Below are 13,770 nucleotides of genomic sequence, written 5' to 3'. Positions count from 1 at the left end.
GAAGTGGGGCGGATGCGTCCGGCGTCCGCCCCCCGCAGGGCTTCGGTCAGTCCTCCAGCGAGGCTTCGACGGACCGGCGGAAATGCTGGATCGGCGGGGTGCGCATCGCCGGGTCCTTGGCCAGGTCGTCCCAGCGGCGGAGCATCACGGCTTCCTGCGCGAAGGGACGGTGGACGAAGTGCTCGGCCTCCCGGCCCGTGAAAGGCCCGCCCTGCACCGCCAGCGAGGTAACGGAGGCCGGCGAGAGCATGGCGAAGTACTCCAGATCCGTGGCGCAGAGAAAGCGCTTGGCGTCGACATGCAGCCGCACCGGCTCGGTCACGGCGGGGCCGAACCATTTTGCCAGTTCATCGGCGCCGATCGCCTCGTGACGCAAGTCCTTGCCCTGGTTCGCGGCCTCGGCGTCGTCGTCCAGCAACAGGTGCCCGTAGTCGTGCAGCAGCGCCGCGGTGATCGTGGCCGGGCTGGCGCCGTCCCGTTCGGCCAGCAGGGCGCACTGTACCCCGTGGGCGAGCTGGGTCACGGCCTCGTTGCCGTACATCCGGCCGCCGCGCGCAGCCAGCAGGTGCAGGATCTCGCCGGCAATATCGTTCATGCGACCCTCCTTCCCTCGCGCCATACGCCGCGCACGACCGGCAGGCCGTCCACCAGCCGGATGCGGACGAGATCGGCGCGCAGGCCCTCGGCGATCTCGCCCCGGTCGGCGAGGCCGGTGGCTTCCGCGGGGTTGACCGTCACGGTGCGCACGGCGTCGGCGAGATTCATCTCCGGCGCGTGGTGGGGCAGGTCGAACGCCGCTTGCAGCAGGCTGTAGGGGATGTAATCCGAGGACAGGATGTCCAGCAGCCCCAGCCGCGCCAACTCGGCGGCGGCGATGTTGCCCGAATGCGAACCGCCCCGGACGACGTTGGGCGCCCCCATCAGCACCTTCATGCCATGCCCGTGGGAGGCGCGGGCGGCTTCCTCGCGGGTCGGGAACTCGGCGATGGCGACGCCGTCGGCGACGGCTTCGGCGACATGGCCGGCGGTGGCGTCGTCATGGCTGGCGAGCGCCAGTCCCATGCTGCGCGCGCGCTCGACGATGCGCCGCCGGTTGTCTGGCGCAACCCGGGCGCCGCGCGCCTGCCGGTCGGTGATGAAGGCGTCCAGCTTCTCGGTCGGCCAGCCGGTCTTGCCGCCGTAATAGGTCCGGAACTGGTCGAGATCGGTGAACTGCCGCTGGCCGGGGGTGTGATCCATCAGCGAGACCAGACGGATGCGGGGGCTTTCCGCCATGCGCTCGAACTCGTCGGCGGCGTTGTCGGCCGACAGCTCGCAGCGGATATGCAGCAGATGGTCGGCGCGGGTCATGTCGGCGTCCAGCGCATCGGAAATCGCGCCGGCCAGCACCATGGCGTCCTCGCCGATGTTCACCGAATCGGCGTCGTCGCCGACGCGCAGCGCATCGAACACCGTGGTGATTCCGCTGGCCGCGACCTGGGCGTCGTGGGACAGCACCGCCGCGACCGGGTTCCATTTCACCTTCGGCCGCGGCAGGTAGCAGCCCTCCAGGAAATCGGTGTGCAGCTCGATCAGGCCGGGCAGCAGGAAGTCGCCGTCGATATCCTCGCCCGTGGCGCCGGGGCCTTCGGACAAGGCAGCGATGCGCCCGTCACGCAGAACCAGCGAGCCGGTGACGACGCGGTCGCGCAGGACGATCTGCGCGTTGTCGAATACCGTCTCGCCCATCTTCGCGGCCCTCCGTTCTGTCGGCGGCCTGCCCGCCGCTCCGTCCCATAGCGCAAAGCCGCCGCCCAGTCAGCGGTGCAAGCACGTGCGCCCCGTGCTGCCGGCGCGATGACGGCAGGAGATAGCCGCTGATTCTGACGTATTTGTGCCGCTTTTCTTACCGTTGCATGACCGCCCTGGCGATCAGCGCATCCTGGCGCGGGCCTTCTCGAAGGTGCGCTGCAGATCGTCCCAGGCATTGTCGAGGCCGCGCAGGAAACCCTCCCAGCTGTCGTCGCTCTGGTCCTTGGCCTCCTCCCAGCGGTCGCGCAATTGCTGGCGCCGTTCGCGCAGTTCGCGGATGTATTCCTCGTACTCGCTGGAACCGCCGACATCGGAGCGTTCGGCGCTCTCTTCCAGCTTGACGATGTCCATGTCCGCCTGTTTCAGGCGGGCGTGCATCTTCCGGGCATATTCTTCCTGGCGGTCCATCGTTCTTCTCGTTTGCCGTTTCGCTGACACCCGGACCGGCCACACCGGTCCTTTCGTGGACGGAACTGGTCGTTCGGACCATCGGCGCAAGCGGGACCAATTGTCCCGACGCCCGGTCAGATCTTCTCGGGGTGTTCCTCGAACCGCTCCGCCGGCGAGGCTTCCAGCAGTGGCAGAACGTCCTCGACGCGATCGACGAAACTGACGAACCCGAGAAGCGCCGGCCCCGCATAGCGGTGCTCGATGAAGTGAGCGAGCAGGGCGCGGAACGGTTCGAAATAGCCGTCCTGATTGACCACGACCACGGGCTTGTCGTGCAGCTCGAGCTGCCGCCAGGTCAGGATCTCGACCAGTTCGTCCAGGGTGCCGATACCGCCCGGCAGCACGCAGAAGGCGTCGGCGCGGCGCACCATCTCGGCCTTGCGCGTATGCATCGTGTCCACGACCAGCAGTTCGGTGACGTCCTCGTTCTGGACCTCGACCTTGTAGAGATGTTCGGGGATGATGCCGACCACGGTGCCGCCGCCGGCCAGGCCGCCCTGCGCGATCCGGCCCATCAGGCCGAGCCGGCCGCCGCCGTAGATGATCGTGCGGCCGCTCTCCGCGATCAGCCTGCCCAGCCGGGCCGCGGCGTCGAGATGGGCCTCGCTGGCGCGGCTGCTGGAGCCGCAGTAGATGCAGATGGAGGCTATCTCTGACATGCGGAAGATCGCTCTGATCCTGGTGACCGTCGCACTTATCTCGCCGTTCGGCGCGACTCGGTCAATGGCCGGCGAGGCCGACGTGGTCACCGTGGAGGTCGCCGCATCGCCTGCGGACCCCGGGATGTTCCGCTTCAGCGTGACGGTCCGGCACGGCGATACGGGCTGGGAACACTATGCCGACGGCTGGGAGGTCGTGGCGACCGAGGGCCGGGTGCTGGGCCGGCGTGAGCTGCTGCATCCCCATGTCGGCGAACAGCCCTTCACCCGCGGGGCCGATATCAGAATCCCGCCGGAGATCGGCCAGGTGACCGTGCGGGCGCATGACAATGTCCATGGCCTGGGCGGCCGGGTGGTCTCGGTGGCGGTACCGCACGGAGGCTGACATGAAGGAATCATTGCGGTTACGGGCTTGCAGGACTACGAATTCCCGATTGACGTGAACTGCGGATCGGAAATCTCTTGAACAGAGCCCTGTTCGCCGCCATCGGCCTGGCGGCAGTGATCGCCATCGGCGCCTATTTCGTTTTCCAGGACTCGGAGGACTCCAGCGTCGTCGTTCTGAGCGGCGAAACCCGGGCTCCTGCGACGGCGGGCGCGGACGCCGACAAGGATGCTCCGGCCGAGCCTGAAACCGCGGTCAAGCCGGCGGGGGCTGACGCGGCTGCTGCGGACCGGCCGACTGCCGACGCTGCCGCTCCGGCGCCAGAGGGGAACACCGGCACTGCAGCGGGCGCAGCCGGGACCGGCCCCGACGGCCGGGCCGCCAGCGAAACCGAGGCGAAGACACCGGCGCAGACGCCCGAAAGCAAGTCCGGCGCGGCGGACGCCAGGAACGCGGGCGGCGAAACGCCGAGCGTCGAGGTAGCGAAGAACGTGGCCCGCGCCGAACAGGCGGTCGGCGAAAAGCCGGCGGCCGAAGGCGCAGGCGGAAATACCACCGTCGCAGCGGTCGCGGAAAGGGTCGAGAAGCCCGCGGCGTCCGCCGGTGAAGCGGCGGCGGAGAGCGGACGCAAAACCGACCAGGCCATGGTCGCAATGACCCCGCCCGCCTTCGATATCGTGCGCATCTCCGACGTCGACTGCACGGCGGTGACGGCCGGTCGGGCCGAACCCGGCGCGACGGTTTCCCTGCTGGCCGATGACGAGGTGCTGGCGACGGTGCAGGCCGACGCAGCCGGAGAGTGGGCGCACTACGTGGAGACGCCGCTGGGTCCTGGGTCCGTGGCGCTCAGCCTGCGCGCGGAGCGGGATGGACGCGCCGCCGAATCGGCCAGCGAGGTGATCCTGGTGGTCCCCGACTGCGCCAGGCCGTCCGGGGACAATTCCGCCATCGCGCTGCTGGCGCCAAAGGACCGGACGGACACGAAGATCCTGCAGGAGCCGAAGACCGGGACCGTGGCCGGAGAACTGACCGTGGGCAAGGTCGACTATGACGATCAGGGCAATGTCTCGGTCTCGGGGTCCGGCAAGGCCGACCGGGAGGTGCGCGCCTATGTCGACGGCAAGCTGGTCGGCCGCACGCGCGCCGATTCCAGCGGCCGCTGGCTGCTGGTGCCGGACACCGAGATCAAGCCCGGCGTCTACGACCTGCGCGTCGACGAGGTGGACGAGAAGGGTGCGGTTCAGGCGCGGGTGGCACTGCCCTTCTCGCGGGCGGAGCCGGGCGAACTGGACCTCGGCCGGCAGCGTGTCATTGTCCAGCCGGGCAATTCGCTCTGGCGCATCGCGCGCAGCACCTATGGCCAGGGCATCCGTTACACGGTGATCTACAAGGCCAATGACGACCGCATCCGCGATCCGGACCTGATCTATCCTGGCCAGGTCTTCCGTCTGCCGCCGGTGGAGGGCGCTGCCGTCAACTGAAGCCTTTATCGGTTTCACGCGGCTGCTCTATCCTGCCCCTGATTTTGCAATGGGGAGGATATCCGATGAACAATCCGATGGGGATGGAAGGCCGCACTGTGCTGGTGACAGGCGCGGCGCAGGGAATCGGCCGCGCGGTGGCGCTCCAGGCGGCCTCGCTGGGCGCGCGCCTGGCAATCAACGACATGAATGCCGACGGACTGGCGGAGACCGTCGATCTGATCGGGCGGGATGACACGATCTCACATGTCGGGTCGGTCGCCGATGCCGGCTTCGTCGAGCAGATGGTCAACGATACGGTCAAGCAGGCGGGCGCCGTCCACGGCCTGGTGAACAATGCCGGGATCGTGCGCGCGGCGATGATCCACAAGATGCCGCTGCAGACCTGGCAGGAGGTGATCGACGTCAACCTGACCGGCGTCTACCTCTGCCTGCAGGCGGTGGGCCGCCACATCATCGAGCGGCGCAAGGACGGCGACAAGGAGCCGGGCCGGATCGTCAACGTTTCCTCTATCGCCGGACGGCGCGGCACCATCGGGCAGATCAACTACGGCGCGGCCAAGTCGGGCGTGCTCGGTCTCACGATGAGCGCGGCGCGCGAATGGGGCCGCCACGATCTCAACGTCAACTCGGTCTGCTTCGGACTGGTCGAGACGCCGATGACCGAGACGATCCGCGGCGAGAAGTTCCGCGACCAGTACATGGCCAGCATCCCGCTGCAGCGCTTCTCGACGCCCGAGGAGGTCGCCGTGCCCGTCTGCTTCCTGCTCTCGGACGGGGCGAGCTACATCACCGGTCAGCACCTGACCATCGACGGCGGCAGCCATATCGGCTTCTGAGGATGTGGGGGCGTCCGGTCCGGGATCGGACGTCCCGCCTACCGATCGCCATTGCGCTTCTCGTAGACCTTGACGAGGAAATCGCCGATGGCGCCCAGCATCATGAAGGCGGCGCCGACGATGAACAGCCAGGCGCCCAGCGTCTTCCACTGCTCGAACTGCGGCAGGAAGAGTACGCTGCCGGCGAGGAAGTTGATATTGCCGAACAATCCCAGACCCGTGTGAATCCAGCCATATTCGTGCACGACGGTGCGGGCGAGGCGGGACATCGGTTGTTGCTCCAATCTTGTCTCGACCGGTTTCCTTGCGCCATTTGGCATCGTCGGCATCGGGCGCAAGTCCAGACTCGGAATCGATTGCCCTGCCGGCCTTTGCCGCTAGTTTTCGAGGTACGGGACGGGGGCGGAATTCCTGGCCGCCCGGCGAAGGAGACAGGCCATGACGGCGATATCGGACGGCTTCCTGAAACTCCACGTGAAGGGGCAGCCCTTCGTCATGCCCAACCCCTGGGATATCGGTTCGACCCGAATTCTGGAGAGCATGGGATTCCCGGCGCTGGCGACTACCAGCGCCGGTCTGGCCTTCAGCCTCGGGCGGCGCGACGCGGAAGGTGCGGTCAGCCGCGCTGAAGCCATCGCCCATGCGCGCCTGATCGCGGAAGCCACCGATCTGCCCGTCAACGGCGATCTGGAAAATGGCTTCGGCCCGACGCCGGAGGACTGCGCGGAGACGGTGCGGCAGGCCGTCGAGGCCGGTCTCGCCGGCTGCTCCATCGAGGACACGACGGGCGATCACGCGAACCCGATCGTCCCATTCGAACTGGCGGTCGAACGTGTGGCGGCTGCGGCCGAGGCGGCGCGCCAGGCCGGCGGGCTGGTGCTGACTGCGCGGGCGGAGAATTTTCTCTATGGCCGGCGGGATCCGGACGACACCATCCGCCGGCTGAACGCCTTCGCCGAGGCCGGGGCCGATGTGCTCTACGCCCCCGGCCTGCGTGACATCGAGACGGTCCGCAACGTCATCTCCGCCGTCGACAGGCCGGTGAACGTGCTGGCTTCGCCGGGACTGACGGTCGCTGCGATTGCCGAGGCGGGCGCGGCGCGGATCAGCCTGGGCTCCGCCTTCGCACTGGCTGCGCTGCGCGGTCTCGTCGGCGCGGCCGAGGAGGTCATGGAGCGCGGCAGTTTTGAATTCGCTTCGGCGAAGCCCGGCTATCCCGAAATCAGCGCGCTGATGAAGGGGCGGGGCTGAGGATCAGCGCCGCGGCGCAGCCGGCGGCTGCGGCGCATCCTTGGGAAAGGCGGTGCCGATAGCGGCGAAGATGAACAGGGCCGCGACGATCTCCGTCCAGCCCAGCCGCTCGCCCAGCAGCAGGGCCGCCGAGCCGAGGCCGACCAGCGGCACCAGCAGCATGGACAGCGACGAGGTCTTCACCGGCAACCGCTTGACCAGCCACAGATAGGTAGCGACGCCGAAGACCTGCGCGATCATCCCGGCGTAGAGCGTCGCGCCGACGGCCTGCCAGGATACCGGCTTCAGGTGGGGCAGTTCGGGCAGGGCCATGACCACGATGGGCGCGGCGCCGAAGACGAGCTGCCATGTGATCACCGACATGTGGGGCATGCCGTAGTCGGTGCGTTTCTGCCAGACAGTGCCGAAGGCGAAGCACCAGGCGGCGCCGATCATGACCAGGACGCCCACGGGCGTCTCGCCGAAGCTGGTGATGTCGTCGCCGATCAGGACCAGCAGGCCGATCATGGCGAGCGCCAGTCCCGCCAGCCGCCAGCGGGTGACCCGTTCGCCCAGCATCGGTATGCCCAACAGGAAGGCCCAGACCGGCATGGTGTAGGCGATCAGCGCCGCCCGTCCGGCGCCGATCAGCGTGACGCCGATGGCCGACAGCAGCAGCCAGGCGCCGACATTGAAGATGCCGGCGATCATCAGGGGCCGCCAGGAGCCCCTGGGCACCTTGAGGCTGTAGCCGGCGGCCCTGGTCACGATCACCATCGAGATCACCGCCAGCACCGAGCTGATGGCGCGGAAACTGAGCACCGGGATCTCGGCGACGGCGACCTTCATCGCCGGCCAGAGCAGGCCCCAGACCAGAACCAGCATGACGAACATGAACAGGCTGAAGGCGCGGCCGCGTTCTTCCGTGAGGGCGGTAACGGACATGGGCGGGGACTGTAGCGGCAACGGGCTGCTCGCCAAGCCGGAATGTCCGGCCGCCCCCATGAACCGGCCGCATGGCTGATTCGCGATGCGGCATTCTGACAATGAAAGTGATTTTCATTCGTATTGCTCTCGGACGGCATTGGCGCTATTGAGAGGCAATCGCACGCTATCGGATGTTCAGGGGAAGGATCCAATGAAGCACGCTTCGAAAATCGCCGCCGCTGCTATTGCCATTGCCGCGCTGACGACGGCGTCGCAGGCCGAGGAGGGCGTCTATGCCGGCTTCCCGGTAACGGTGAAGGGGTACTCGGGCGACAAGACGCATTCGGTGGCCTACACCGGGCAGGCGGCGCGCAACGTGCTGCACGACTCGCTGAAGAAGCTGGCCGGCAAAGGCGCCAGCGCCGAGGAGATGCTGAGCTACTACGAAGGCAAGGGGCCGGGCCGCGCGATCATCGCGCCGGCCTCGAAGGACGGTTTCCCGATCCTGCAGTCGACCGTCGACGAAATCAGCGGCGACAAGAACATCGCCGGCAAGACCTACAAGGGCGCCATCCTGGGCTGGCCCAATGCGCTGACCGGTCCGGAGGTCGTCAGCTTCTGGATCGGCAAGGCCGCCGGCGGCAACGGCGTGGATCTGACCAACGGCTACGACTACGCGCAGCTGATCTCCAAGTTCATCATGGGCGCGATGAACTACAACCAGGCCGTCGACGGCTATCTCGACGAGAACCTGGAGGCGGACAAGAAGCCGAACGACAAGCCCTACAGCGATGGCGCGGCCTATACCGGCAAGGAACACAGCTGGGACGAGGCCTTCGGCTATTTCGGCGCGCCCGCCCACGCCATGAACCTGACGCCGGCGCAGGTCTACGACATCGCCAAGCAGAATCCGGAGGCGCTGGCCGCCGCCGACCACAATGGCGACGGCAAGGTCGACCTCCGCACCGAAATGACCTTCGGGCCGGCCTATTACGCCGCCGGTTTCGACAAGGGCGGCAAGACCGAGTACCTGCACGGCATCGTCGGTGCGTTCCTGGAGGGACGGAAGCTGATCACCGCCGCTGGCGGCGAGAAGCTGACCGACGCCCAGCGCACCGAGTTGAAGGCCCATGCCGCGACCATCGATGACCTGTGGTCGAAGGTGCTGGCCGAGGCCGTCTTCAAATATGCCGGCTCGGTCTACAAGGATCTGGGCAAGCTGAAGATCATCATGGACGCCAAGGGCGAGACCGACGAGGCCTTCGGCAACTACGTCAAGCACTGGGGCGAACTGAAGGGTTTCTCGCTGGCGCTGCAGACCGGCCGCGAGAACCTGGGCGAAACCGCCGTACGGATGAACCGCCTGATCGGTTTCGGCCCGTGGCTGCTGAACTCGAGCCAGGTCGTCGACGTCGACAGCGACGGCAACTACCTCAAGGGCCAGGCGCCGGAGATGGGCGAGTACATGCTGCACATGCTGAAGATCCAGAAGCTGATGGTCGACGAGTTCGGCGTCGAGGCGCGCAGCAACGACATGATGGCGGACATCAAGTCGCTGGCCGGCCAGCTCGGCAATGGCGCCAGCGCCGAGAACGACTGAACGCGGAACGCGGGACGCGGCGGTCCGGCCCGCCCGCGCCCCGCGGCACCGGCGCTCGACGAGGGGGCCATGCTGGCGATCCTGATCGACTATCTGGGCTCCATTGCGGATGCGTTCGTCAATCCGCAGAAGCGGGTCTTCCTCGGCTACCTGGCCAGCGCGCTCGTCATCGCGCTGGCCGCGTCCGTTCTGGCCGCCGGCGGCTGGCGTCAGGGCCTGCGCGCAGGGCTGGTCCGCGCCTTCGACCGACGCATCTGGTTCTCGCGCTCGGCGCGCGCGGACTATCTGATCGTCTTCATCAATCGCGCGGCGATGATGCTGATCGCGCCGCGGCTGATCACGCACATGACCGTCGCCTCGGCGCTCTATCTCTGGCTGCACGGCTGGGCAGGGATGCCGGCGTCGCCCTCGCCGGAGATGCCGGCCTGGGCGGTGGCGGCGCTGTTCTCCGTCGTGCTGTTCCTCGCCGACGACTTCTCGCGCTATGCCGTACACCGGATGATGCACCGTTCGCCGCTGCTCTGGCCGTTCCACGCGGTCCACCACACCGCCGAAGTGCTGACGCCGCTGACCGTCTACCGCACGCATCCGGTCGAGGGCGTCCTCTTCGCCCTGCGCAGCGCCGCCGTGCAGGGCCTGGTGATCGCTGGTTTCGTCTTCTTCGTCGATAGCCGCGTCGATCTGGTCACCGTGCTTGGCGCCAATGCGCTGGTCTTCGCCTTCAATGTCGCCGGTTCGAACCTGCGCCATTCGCATGTGCCGATCCGCTATGGCCGGCGGCTGGAACGCTTCCTGATCTCGCCGGCGCAGCACCAGATTCATCATTCCCTTGCCGCGCGTCATCACGACCGGAACTTCGGCGCCGCGCTGGCGGTCTGGGACTGGATCGGCGGCAGTCTGGTCGTCTCGCAGCGCGGCGAGGAACTGCGCTTCGGTGTGGCTGCGGCGCCGGGCCACGACGCCAACTCGCTCTACAACCTCTATGTCGGACCGGTGCGGCTTGCCGCACAGGCTTTCCGGCGCGTACCGCCCATCCGATTCCTGGGGAGGACATTCATGCAAGCGTTCAATGCTGTCCGTCATGGCGGCCGGCCCGCGGCCGCGCGCGTCCGTGCTTTCGCGCTTGGCGCCGGCGTTCTCGCCGCCGCCACGCTGGCCGCCGGCGATCTTTCGGCAGCGGAAGGGGAACTGGACATCTACTCCCACCGCCAGCCCTTCCTGATTCAGCCCTTCATCGACGCGTTCACGGAGCAGACGGATGTGAAAGTGAACGTCGTCTACGCCTCCAAGGGCCTGGCCCAGCGTCTTCTGGTGGAGGGCGAACGCAGCCCCGCCGACCTGGTGCTGACGGTCGATATCGGCCGGCTGGGCGTCTACGCGGACAAGGACCTGCTGGCGAAGGTCGATTCCGACGTGCTGGAAGAGAACATACCGGCGCATCTGCGCGATCCGGAGGGCCGCTGGTTCGGCCTGTCCATCCGCACGCGGGTGGTCGCGGTTTCCAGGGAGCGGGTCGAGCCGGGCGCCATCACCCGGATCGAGGATCTCGCCGACCCGAAATGGGAGGGCCGGATCTGCTCCCGGCCCGGCAGCCACGTCTACAACCGCGCCCTGCTGGCCTCATTGATCGCCGCGCACGGCGTCGACAAGGCCGAGGCATGGGCCGAGGGCCTGGTCGCCAATCTGGCGCGCCGTCCGCAGGGGAACGACCGCGCCCAGATCAAGGCGATTCACGAAGGCGAGTGCGACGTCGCCATCATCAACCACTATTACTATGGCAAGCTGAAGTCCTCCGAGACGCCCGAGCATCGTGAATGGGCGGAATCGGTGCAGCTTGTCTTCACCAACCAGGAGGACCGCGGCAGCCACGTCAACATCTCCGGCGGGGGTGTCGCGAAACACGCCGACAACAAGGCCGACGCCGTCCGCTTCCTCGAATTCCTGACCAGCCCCGAGGCGCAGCGGCTCTATGCCGAGGTCAATACCGAGTATCCGGTGAACCCGGCGGTCGAGACCCCGGCGTCGCTGGCGGAGTGGGGCGCATTCAAGGCCGACGAACTGCCCATCTACCGCATCGCGGAGCTGGCGCCGGAAGCCCAGAAGATCATCGACAGGGTCGGATGGTAGCGGCCGACGCAGCCGCCGCGCCGCCGCGTGCAGGCGGGTGGCTGCTGCGCCCTTCGACCCTGCTGGTGATCCTGCTGGCGGGAGTCCTTCTGGGTCCGATCCTGGCCGTGTTCTTCGCTGCCGCGCAGGACAGCGAAGGTCTCTGGCCGCACCTGCTCCAGACGGTGCTGCCGACCTATGTCGCCAATACCATCATCCTGATGACCGGGGTCGGCGCGGTGGCGCTGGCCTTCGGCGCGGGGGCCGCCTGGTTCGTCACCCATTACAGCTTTCCGGGACGCCGTGTCCTGGAATGGGCGCTGCTGCTGCCGGCGGCGGTGCCCGCCTACATCGTCGCCTACACCTATACGGACTTCCTGGAATACGCCGGGCCGGTGCAGGGCGTGCTCAGGGACCTGTTCGGCTGGCGGACGTCGCGTGAATACTGGTTCCCCGAGATCCGCTCCATGGGGGGCGCCATCCTGGTGATGGGCGCGACGCTCTATCCTTACGTCTACATGATGACGCGGATCGCCTTCCGGATGACGCCGGACTCCCTCTACGACGTGGCCCGTGCGCATGACCGCAAAGTCTTCCTCACCGTCGCCTTGCCCATGGCGCGGCCGGCGATGGCGGCTGGGCTGGCGCTGGTGCTGATGGAGACGATCTCCGACTTCGGCACGGTCGAGTATTTCGCGCTGGAGACGCTCACGCTCGGCATCTTCAATGTCTGGCTGGGCATGAACAGCCTGCCAGGTGCGGCGCAGATCTCCATCGTCGCCGTGCTTTTCGTCGTCACACTTCTGGTGATGGAACTCTATGCGCGCTCGCGGCGGCGCTATGCGGATTCGGGGCGGCGGGTGACTCCGCCGAGGCCCCGGCGGCTGACCGGCTGGCGGGCCGTCGGCTGCGCCGTGGCCTGTCTGATACCGGTGACGCTGGGCTTCGTCTTTCCCGCTGCGATTCTGACCGGTTTCGTGTTGCGCGGCCATTCGCTGGACGACTACGCCACGGTCTTCGCCGTGGCCCTGAACTCGGTCTGGGTCGCGGCGGCGGTCGCAGGGCTGGTGCTGCTGTGCTCAGCCATTCTTGCGGTCACCGTCACCTGGCGGGGCAATCGCCCGCTCAGGATCCTGGCCGGGCTGGCGGCGACCGGCTACGCCTTTCCCGGCACCATTCTCGCCATCGGCGTACTCACCTTCGCGGGGGCGGTGGACGATGTCATCGCGAGCGTCTTCGTCGAGGGTCTGGGCCTGCCTGGCGGCTGGTATCTGACGGGCACCATCGCCCTGGTGCTGCTCGCCTGTCTGGTGCGCTTCCAGGCGGTGGGCTATGGCGCCCTGGTCACGGGAGTCGGCCGCATGCCGCCCAACCTGCTGAATGCCAGCCGCGTCCTGGGCCGCAGCTTCTCCGGCGGCGTCGTGCAGGTGGTGCTGCCCTTCATCCGCAGCTCGGTGATGGCGGCCGGCCTGCTGGTCTTTGTCGACGTGATGAAGGAACTGCCGATGACGCTGCTGCTGCGGCCGTTCAACTTCGAGACCCTGGCGACCTTCGTCTACCAGTACGCCAAGGACGAACTGCTGGAACAGGCGGCGCTGCCTGCGCTGATCATCGTGCTCGCCGGCATCGGCCCAGTCATCCTGATGAACCGCATGATCCGCAGCGCGACATCCGTGCGGCAGCTCTAGTAGCCGCCGAAGGAGCTGTTCGGCTCCTCCAGGAAGGCGGCTTCCTCCGGCGTGGTTTCCCGGCCCAGAATGCGGTTCCGGTGCGGGAAGCGTCCGAAGCGTGCGACGATCTCGTGGTGGCGGACGACGAAGCCGTAGACCTCGTCGGTCAGGCCGAGGCGGCGGAATATTTCCAGCGAGCGCTCCTGTACCGACAGATCCTCGGAATGTTCGAACGGCATGTAGAGGAACATGCACCGGTCGTTCGGCAGGCGCCGGTCAAAGCCGCGTTCGATCGCCCCTTCCGCCACGTCCAGCGCCTTCTCGTCGGTAGCGAAGGCGCGCGGTTCGCCGCGGAACATGTTGCGGGGCAACTGGTCCAATGCGATCACGAGCGCCAGCGCCCCCTCCGGCGTCTCCTGCCAGTGGTCCAGCCCGCCGGCTGAGGCCCTTTCGTACAGCGCGCCGAACTCGCGCCGGATGCGCTCGTCCAGCGCATCGTTCCGGGTCCAGTAGTCCTTCGGCTCCAGTTCCCCGAACCAGAAGCCGAGCAGCCTTGCAATATCCGGGTCTTCCATCCCCAACCCCTCCGCGTTATCTGCGAGCGTGAAATGACAGGGCCGGAATGTAGATCA

At 67.4% G+C, this 13,770-nt stretch carries 14 protein-coding genes; 7 read left to right on the top strand and 7 right to left on the bottom strand.

All coding sequences use genetic code 11. From position 1 onward, the window contains the following. Positions 1 to 46: 46 nt before the first annotated feature. The 4 genes from CWC60_RS20400 to CWC60_RS20385 all read right to left on the bottom strand — a co-directional run bounded on the left by CWC60_RS20400 (position 47) and on the right by CWC60_RS20385 (position 2,900). Positions 47 to 595, bottom strand: a complete 549-nt coding sequence (locus CWC60_RS20400; RefSeq protein WP_109795775.1) for a phosphonate degradation HD-domain oxygenase — start codon at positions 593 to 595, stop codon at positions 47 to 49. Next, positions 592 to 1,728, bottom strand: a complete 1,137-nt coding sequence (locus CWC60_RS20395; RefSeq protein ID WP_109795774.1) for an alpha-D-ribose 1-methylphosphonate 5-triphosphate diphosphatase — start codon at positions 1,726 to 1,728, stop codon at positions 592 to 594. Before CWC60_RS20395 ends, CWC60_RS20400 begins: the two co-directional genes overlap by 4 nt. Before the next feature lie 183 nt (positions 1,729 to 1,911). Next, positions 1,912 to 2,199, bottom strand: coding sequence for a sll1863 family stress response protein (locus CWC60_RS20390; RefSeq protein WP_109795773.1), 288 nt, complete (start codon positions 2,197 to 2,199; stop codon positions 1,912 to 1,914). A gap of 116 nt (positions 2,200 to 2,315) precedes the next feature. After that, positions 2,316 to 2,900, bottom strand: coding sequence for an LOG family protein (locus tag CWC60_RS20385; RefSeq protein ID WP_109795772.1), 585 nt, complete (start codon positions 2,898 to 2,900; stop codon positions 2,316 to 2,318). Here CWC60_RS20385 and CWC60_RS20380 point away from each other — a divergent pair. From CWC60_RS20380 to CWC60_RS20370, 3 genes are all read left to right on the top strand, one after another. Beyond that, on the top strand, positions 2,899 to 3,285 hold the full coding sequence (locus CWC60_RS20380) for a hypothetical protein (RefSeq protein WP_109795771.1): 387 nt from the start codon (positions 2,899 to 2,901) through the stop codon (positions 3,283 to 3,285). The genes CWC60_RS20385 and CWC60_RS20380 overlap by 2 nt on opposite strands. Before the next feature lie 77 nt (positions 3,286 to 3,362). Continuing rightward, positions 3,363 to 4,766 (top strand): LysM peptidoglycan-binding domain-containing protein, encoded by a 1,404-nt coding sequence (locus CWC60_RS20375; protein ID WP_109795770.1) that lies wholly within the window; start codon positions 3,363 to 3,365, stop codon positions 4,764 to 4,766. Between the two features lie 65 nt (positions 4,767 to 4,831). Then, positions 4,832 to 5,605: an SDR family NAD(P)-dependent oxidoreductase gene (locus tag CWC60_RS20370; protein WP_109795769.1), complete on the top strand. Its 774-nt coding sequence runs from the start codon at positions 4,832 to 4,834 to the stop codon at positions 5,603 to 5,605. A 38-nt stretch (positions 5,606 to 5,643) separates the two neighbouring features. Here CWC60_RS20370 and CWC60_RS20365 read toward each other — a convergent pair whose 3' ends face one another. Continuing rightward, positions 5,644 to 5,874 (bottom strand): YrhK family protein, encoded by a 231-nt coding sequence (locus CWC60_RS20365; protein WP_109795768.1) that lies wholly within the window; start codon positions 5,872 to 5,874, stop codon positions 5,644 to 5,646. A 169-nt stretch (positions 5,875 to 6,043) separates the two neighbouring features. Between CWC60_RS20365 and CWC60_RS20360 the strand changes: the two genes are divergently transcribed. Continuing rightward, the gene (locus CWC60_RS20360; RefSeq protein WP_109795767.1) at positions 6,044 to 6,856 is read left to right on the top strand and encodes an isocitrate lyase/PEP mutase family protein; all 813 of its coding nucleotides are present in this window, start codon (positions 6,044 to 6,046) and stop codon (positions 6,854 to 6,856) included. A gap of 3 nt (positions 6,857 to 6,859) precedes the next feature. Here CWC60_RS20360 and CWC60_RS20355 read toward each other — a convergent pair whose 3' ends face one another. Then, positions 6,860 to 7,780, bottom strand: coding sequence for a DMT family transporter (locus CWC60_RS20355; RefSeq protein WP_164516662.1), 921 nt, complete (start codon positions 7,778 to 7,780; stop codon positions 6,860 to 6,862). 193 nt (positions 7,781 to 7,973) lie between these two features. Between CWC60_RS20355 and CWC60_RS20350 the strand changes: the two genes are divergently transcribed. The 3 genes from CWC60_RS20350 to CWC60_RS20340 all read left to right on the top strand — a co-directional run bounded on the left by CWC60_RS20350 (position 7,974) and on the right by CWC60_RS20340 (position 13,156). Beyond that, a complete protein-coding gene (locus tag CWC60_RS20350; protein WP_109795765.1) occupies positions 7,974 to 9,362 on the top strand; it encodes a DUF4856 domain-containing protein in 1,389 nt (462 codons plus the stop codon). Positions 9,363 to 9,431: 69 nt separating this feature from the next. Then, positions 9,432 to 11,489, top strand: a complete 2,058-nt coding sequence (locus CWC60_RS20345) for an extracellular solute-binding protein (RefSeq protein ID WP_109795764.1) — start codon at positions 9,432 to 9,434, stop codon at positions 11,487 to 11,489. Then, positions 11,483 to 13,156, top strand: coding sequence for an ABC transporter permease (locus CWC60_RS20340; RefSeq protein ID WP_109795763.1), 1,674 nt, complete (start codon positions 11,483 to 11,485; stop codon positions 13,154 to 13,156). Before CWC60_RS20345 ends, CWC60_RS20340 begins: the two co-directional genes overlap by 7 nt. Here the strand turns inward: CWC60_RS20340 and CWC60_RS20335 are convergent. Beyond that, positions 13,153 to 13,713, bottom strand: a complete 561-nt coding sequence (locus CWC60_RS20335) for a DUF924 family protein (protein WP_109795762.1) — start codon at positions 13,711 to 13,713, stop codon at positions 13,153 to 13,155. The two genes, CWC60_RS20340 and CWC60_RS20335, sit on opposite strands and share 4 nt — an antisense overlap. Positions 13,714 to 13,770: the final 57 nt, after the last annotated feature.

Source organism: Minwuia thermotolerans, assembly GCF_002924445.1.
Classification (GTDB): Bacteria; Pseudomonadota; Alphaproteobacteria; order Minwuiales; family Minwuiaceae; genus Minwuia; species Minwuia thermotolerans.
Note: the sequence above shows the minus strand (reverse complement) of the source record. Positions and strands in the feature narration are given on the sequence as shown.

Bases quoted from the DNA above. Each gene is read 5' to 3' on its own strand.
- CWC60_RS20350 (WP_109795765.1), top strand. From the start codon at position 7,974: ATGAAGCACGCTTCGAAAATCGCCGCCGCTGCTATTGCCATTGCCGCG.
- CWC60_RS20360 (WP_109795767.1), top strand. From the start codon at position 6,044: ATGACGGCGATATCGGACGGCTTCCTGAAACTCCACGTGAAGGGGCAG.
- CWC60_RS20390 (WP_109795773.1), bottom strand. From the start codon at position 2,199: ATGGACCGCCAGGAAGAATATGCCCGGAAGATGCACGCCCGCCTGAAA.
- CWC60_RS20400 (WP_109795775.1), bottom strand. From the start codon at position 595: ATGAACGATATTGCCGGCGAGATCCTGCACCTGCTGGCTGCGCGCGGC.
- CWC60_RS20340 (WP_109795763.1), top strand. From the start codon at position 11,483: ATGGTAGCGGCCGACGCAGCCGCCGCGCCGCCGCGTGCAGGCGGGTGG.
- CWC60_RS20345 (WP_109795764.1), top strand. From the start codon at position 9,432: ATGCTGGCGATCCTGATCGACTATCTGGGCTCCATTGCGGATGCGTTC.
- CWC60_RS20380 (WP_109795771.1), top strand. From the start codon at position 2,899: ATGCGGAAGATCGCTCTGATCCTGGTGACCGTCGCACTTATCTCGCCG.
- CWC60_RS20385 (WP_109795772.1), bottom strand. From the start codon at position 2,900: ATGTCAGAGATAGCCTCCATCTGCATCTACTGCGGCTCCAGCAGCCGC.
- CWC60_RS20365 (WP_109795768.1), bottom strand. From the start codon at position 5,874: ATGTCCCGCCTCGCCCGCACCGTCGTGCACGAATATGGCTGGATTCAC.
- CWC60_RS20335 (WP_109795762.1), bottom strand. From the start codon at position 13,713: ATGGAAGACCCGGATATTGCAAGGCTGCTCGGCTTCTGGTTCGGGGAA.
- CWC60_RS20355 (WP_164516662.1), bottom strand. From the start codon at position 7,780: ATGTCCGTTACCGCCCTCACGGAAGAACGCGGCCGCGCCTTCAGCCTG.
- CWC60_RS20395 (WP_109795774.1), bottom strand. From the start codon at position 1,728: ATGGGCGAGACGGTATTCGACAACGCGCAGATCGTCCTGCGCGACCGC.
- CWC60_RS20370 (WP_109795769.1), top strand. From the start codon at position 4,832: ATGAACAATCCGATGGGGATGGAAGGCCGCACTGTGCTGGTGACAGGC.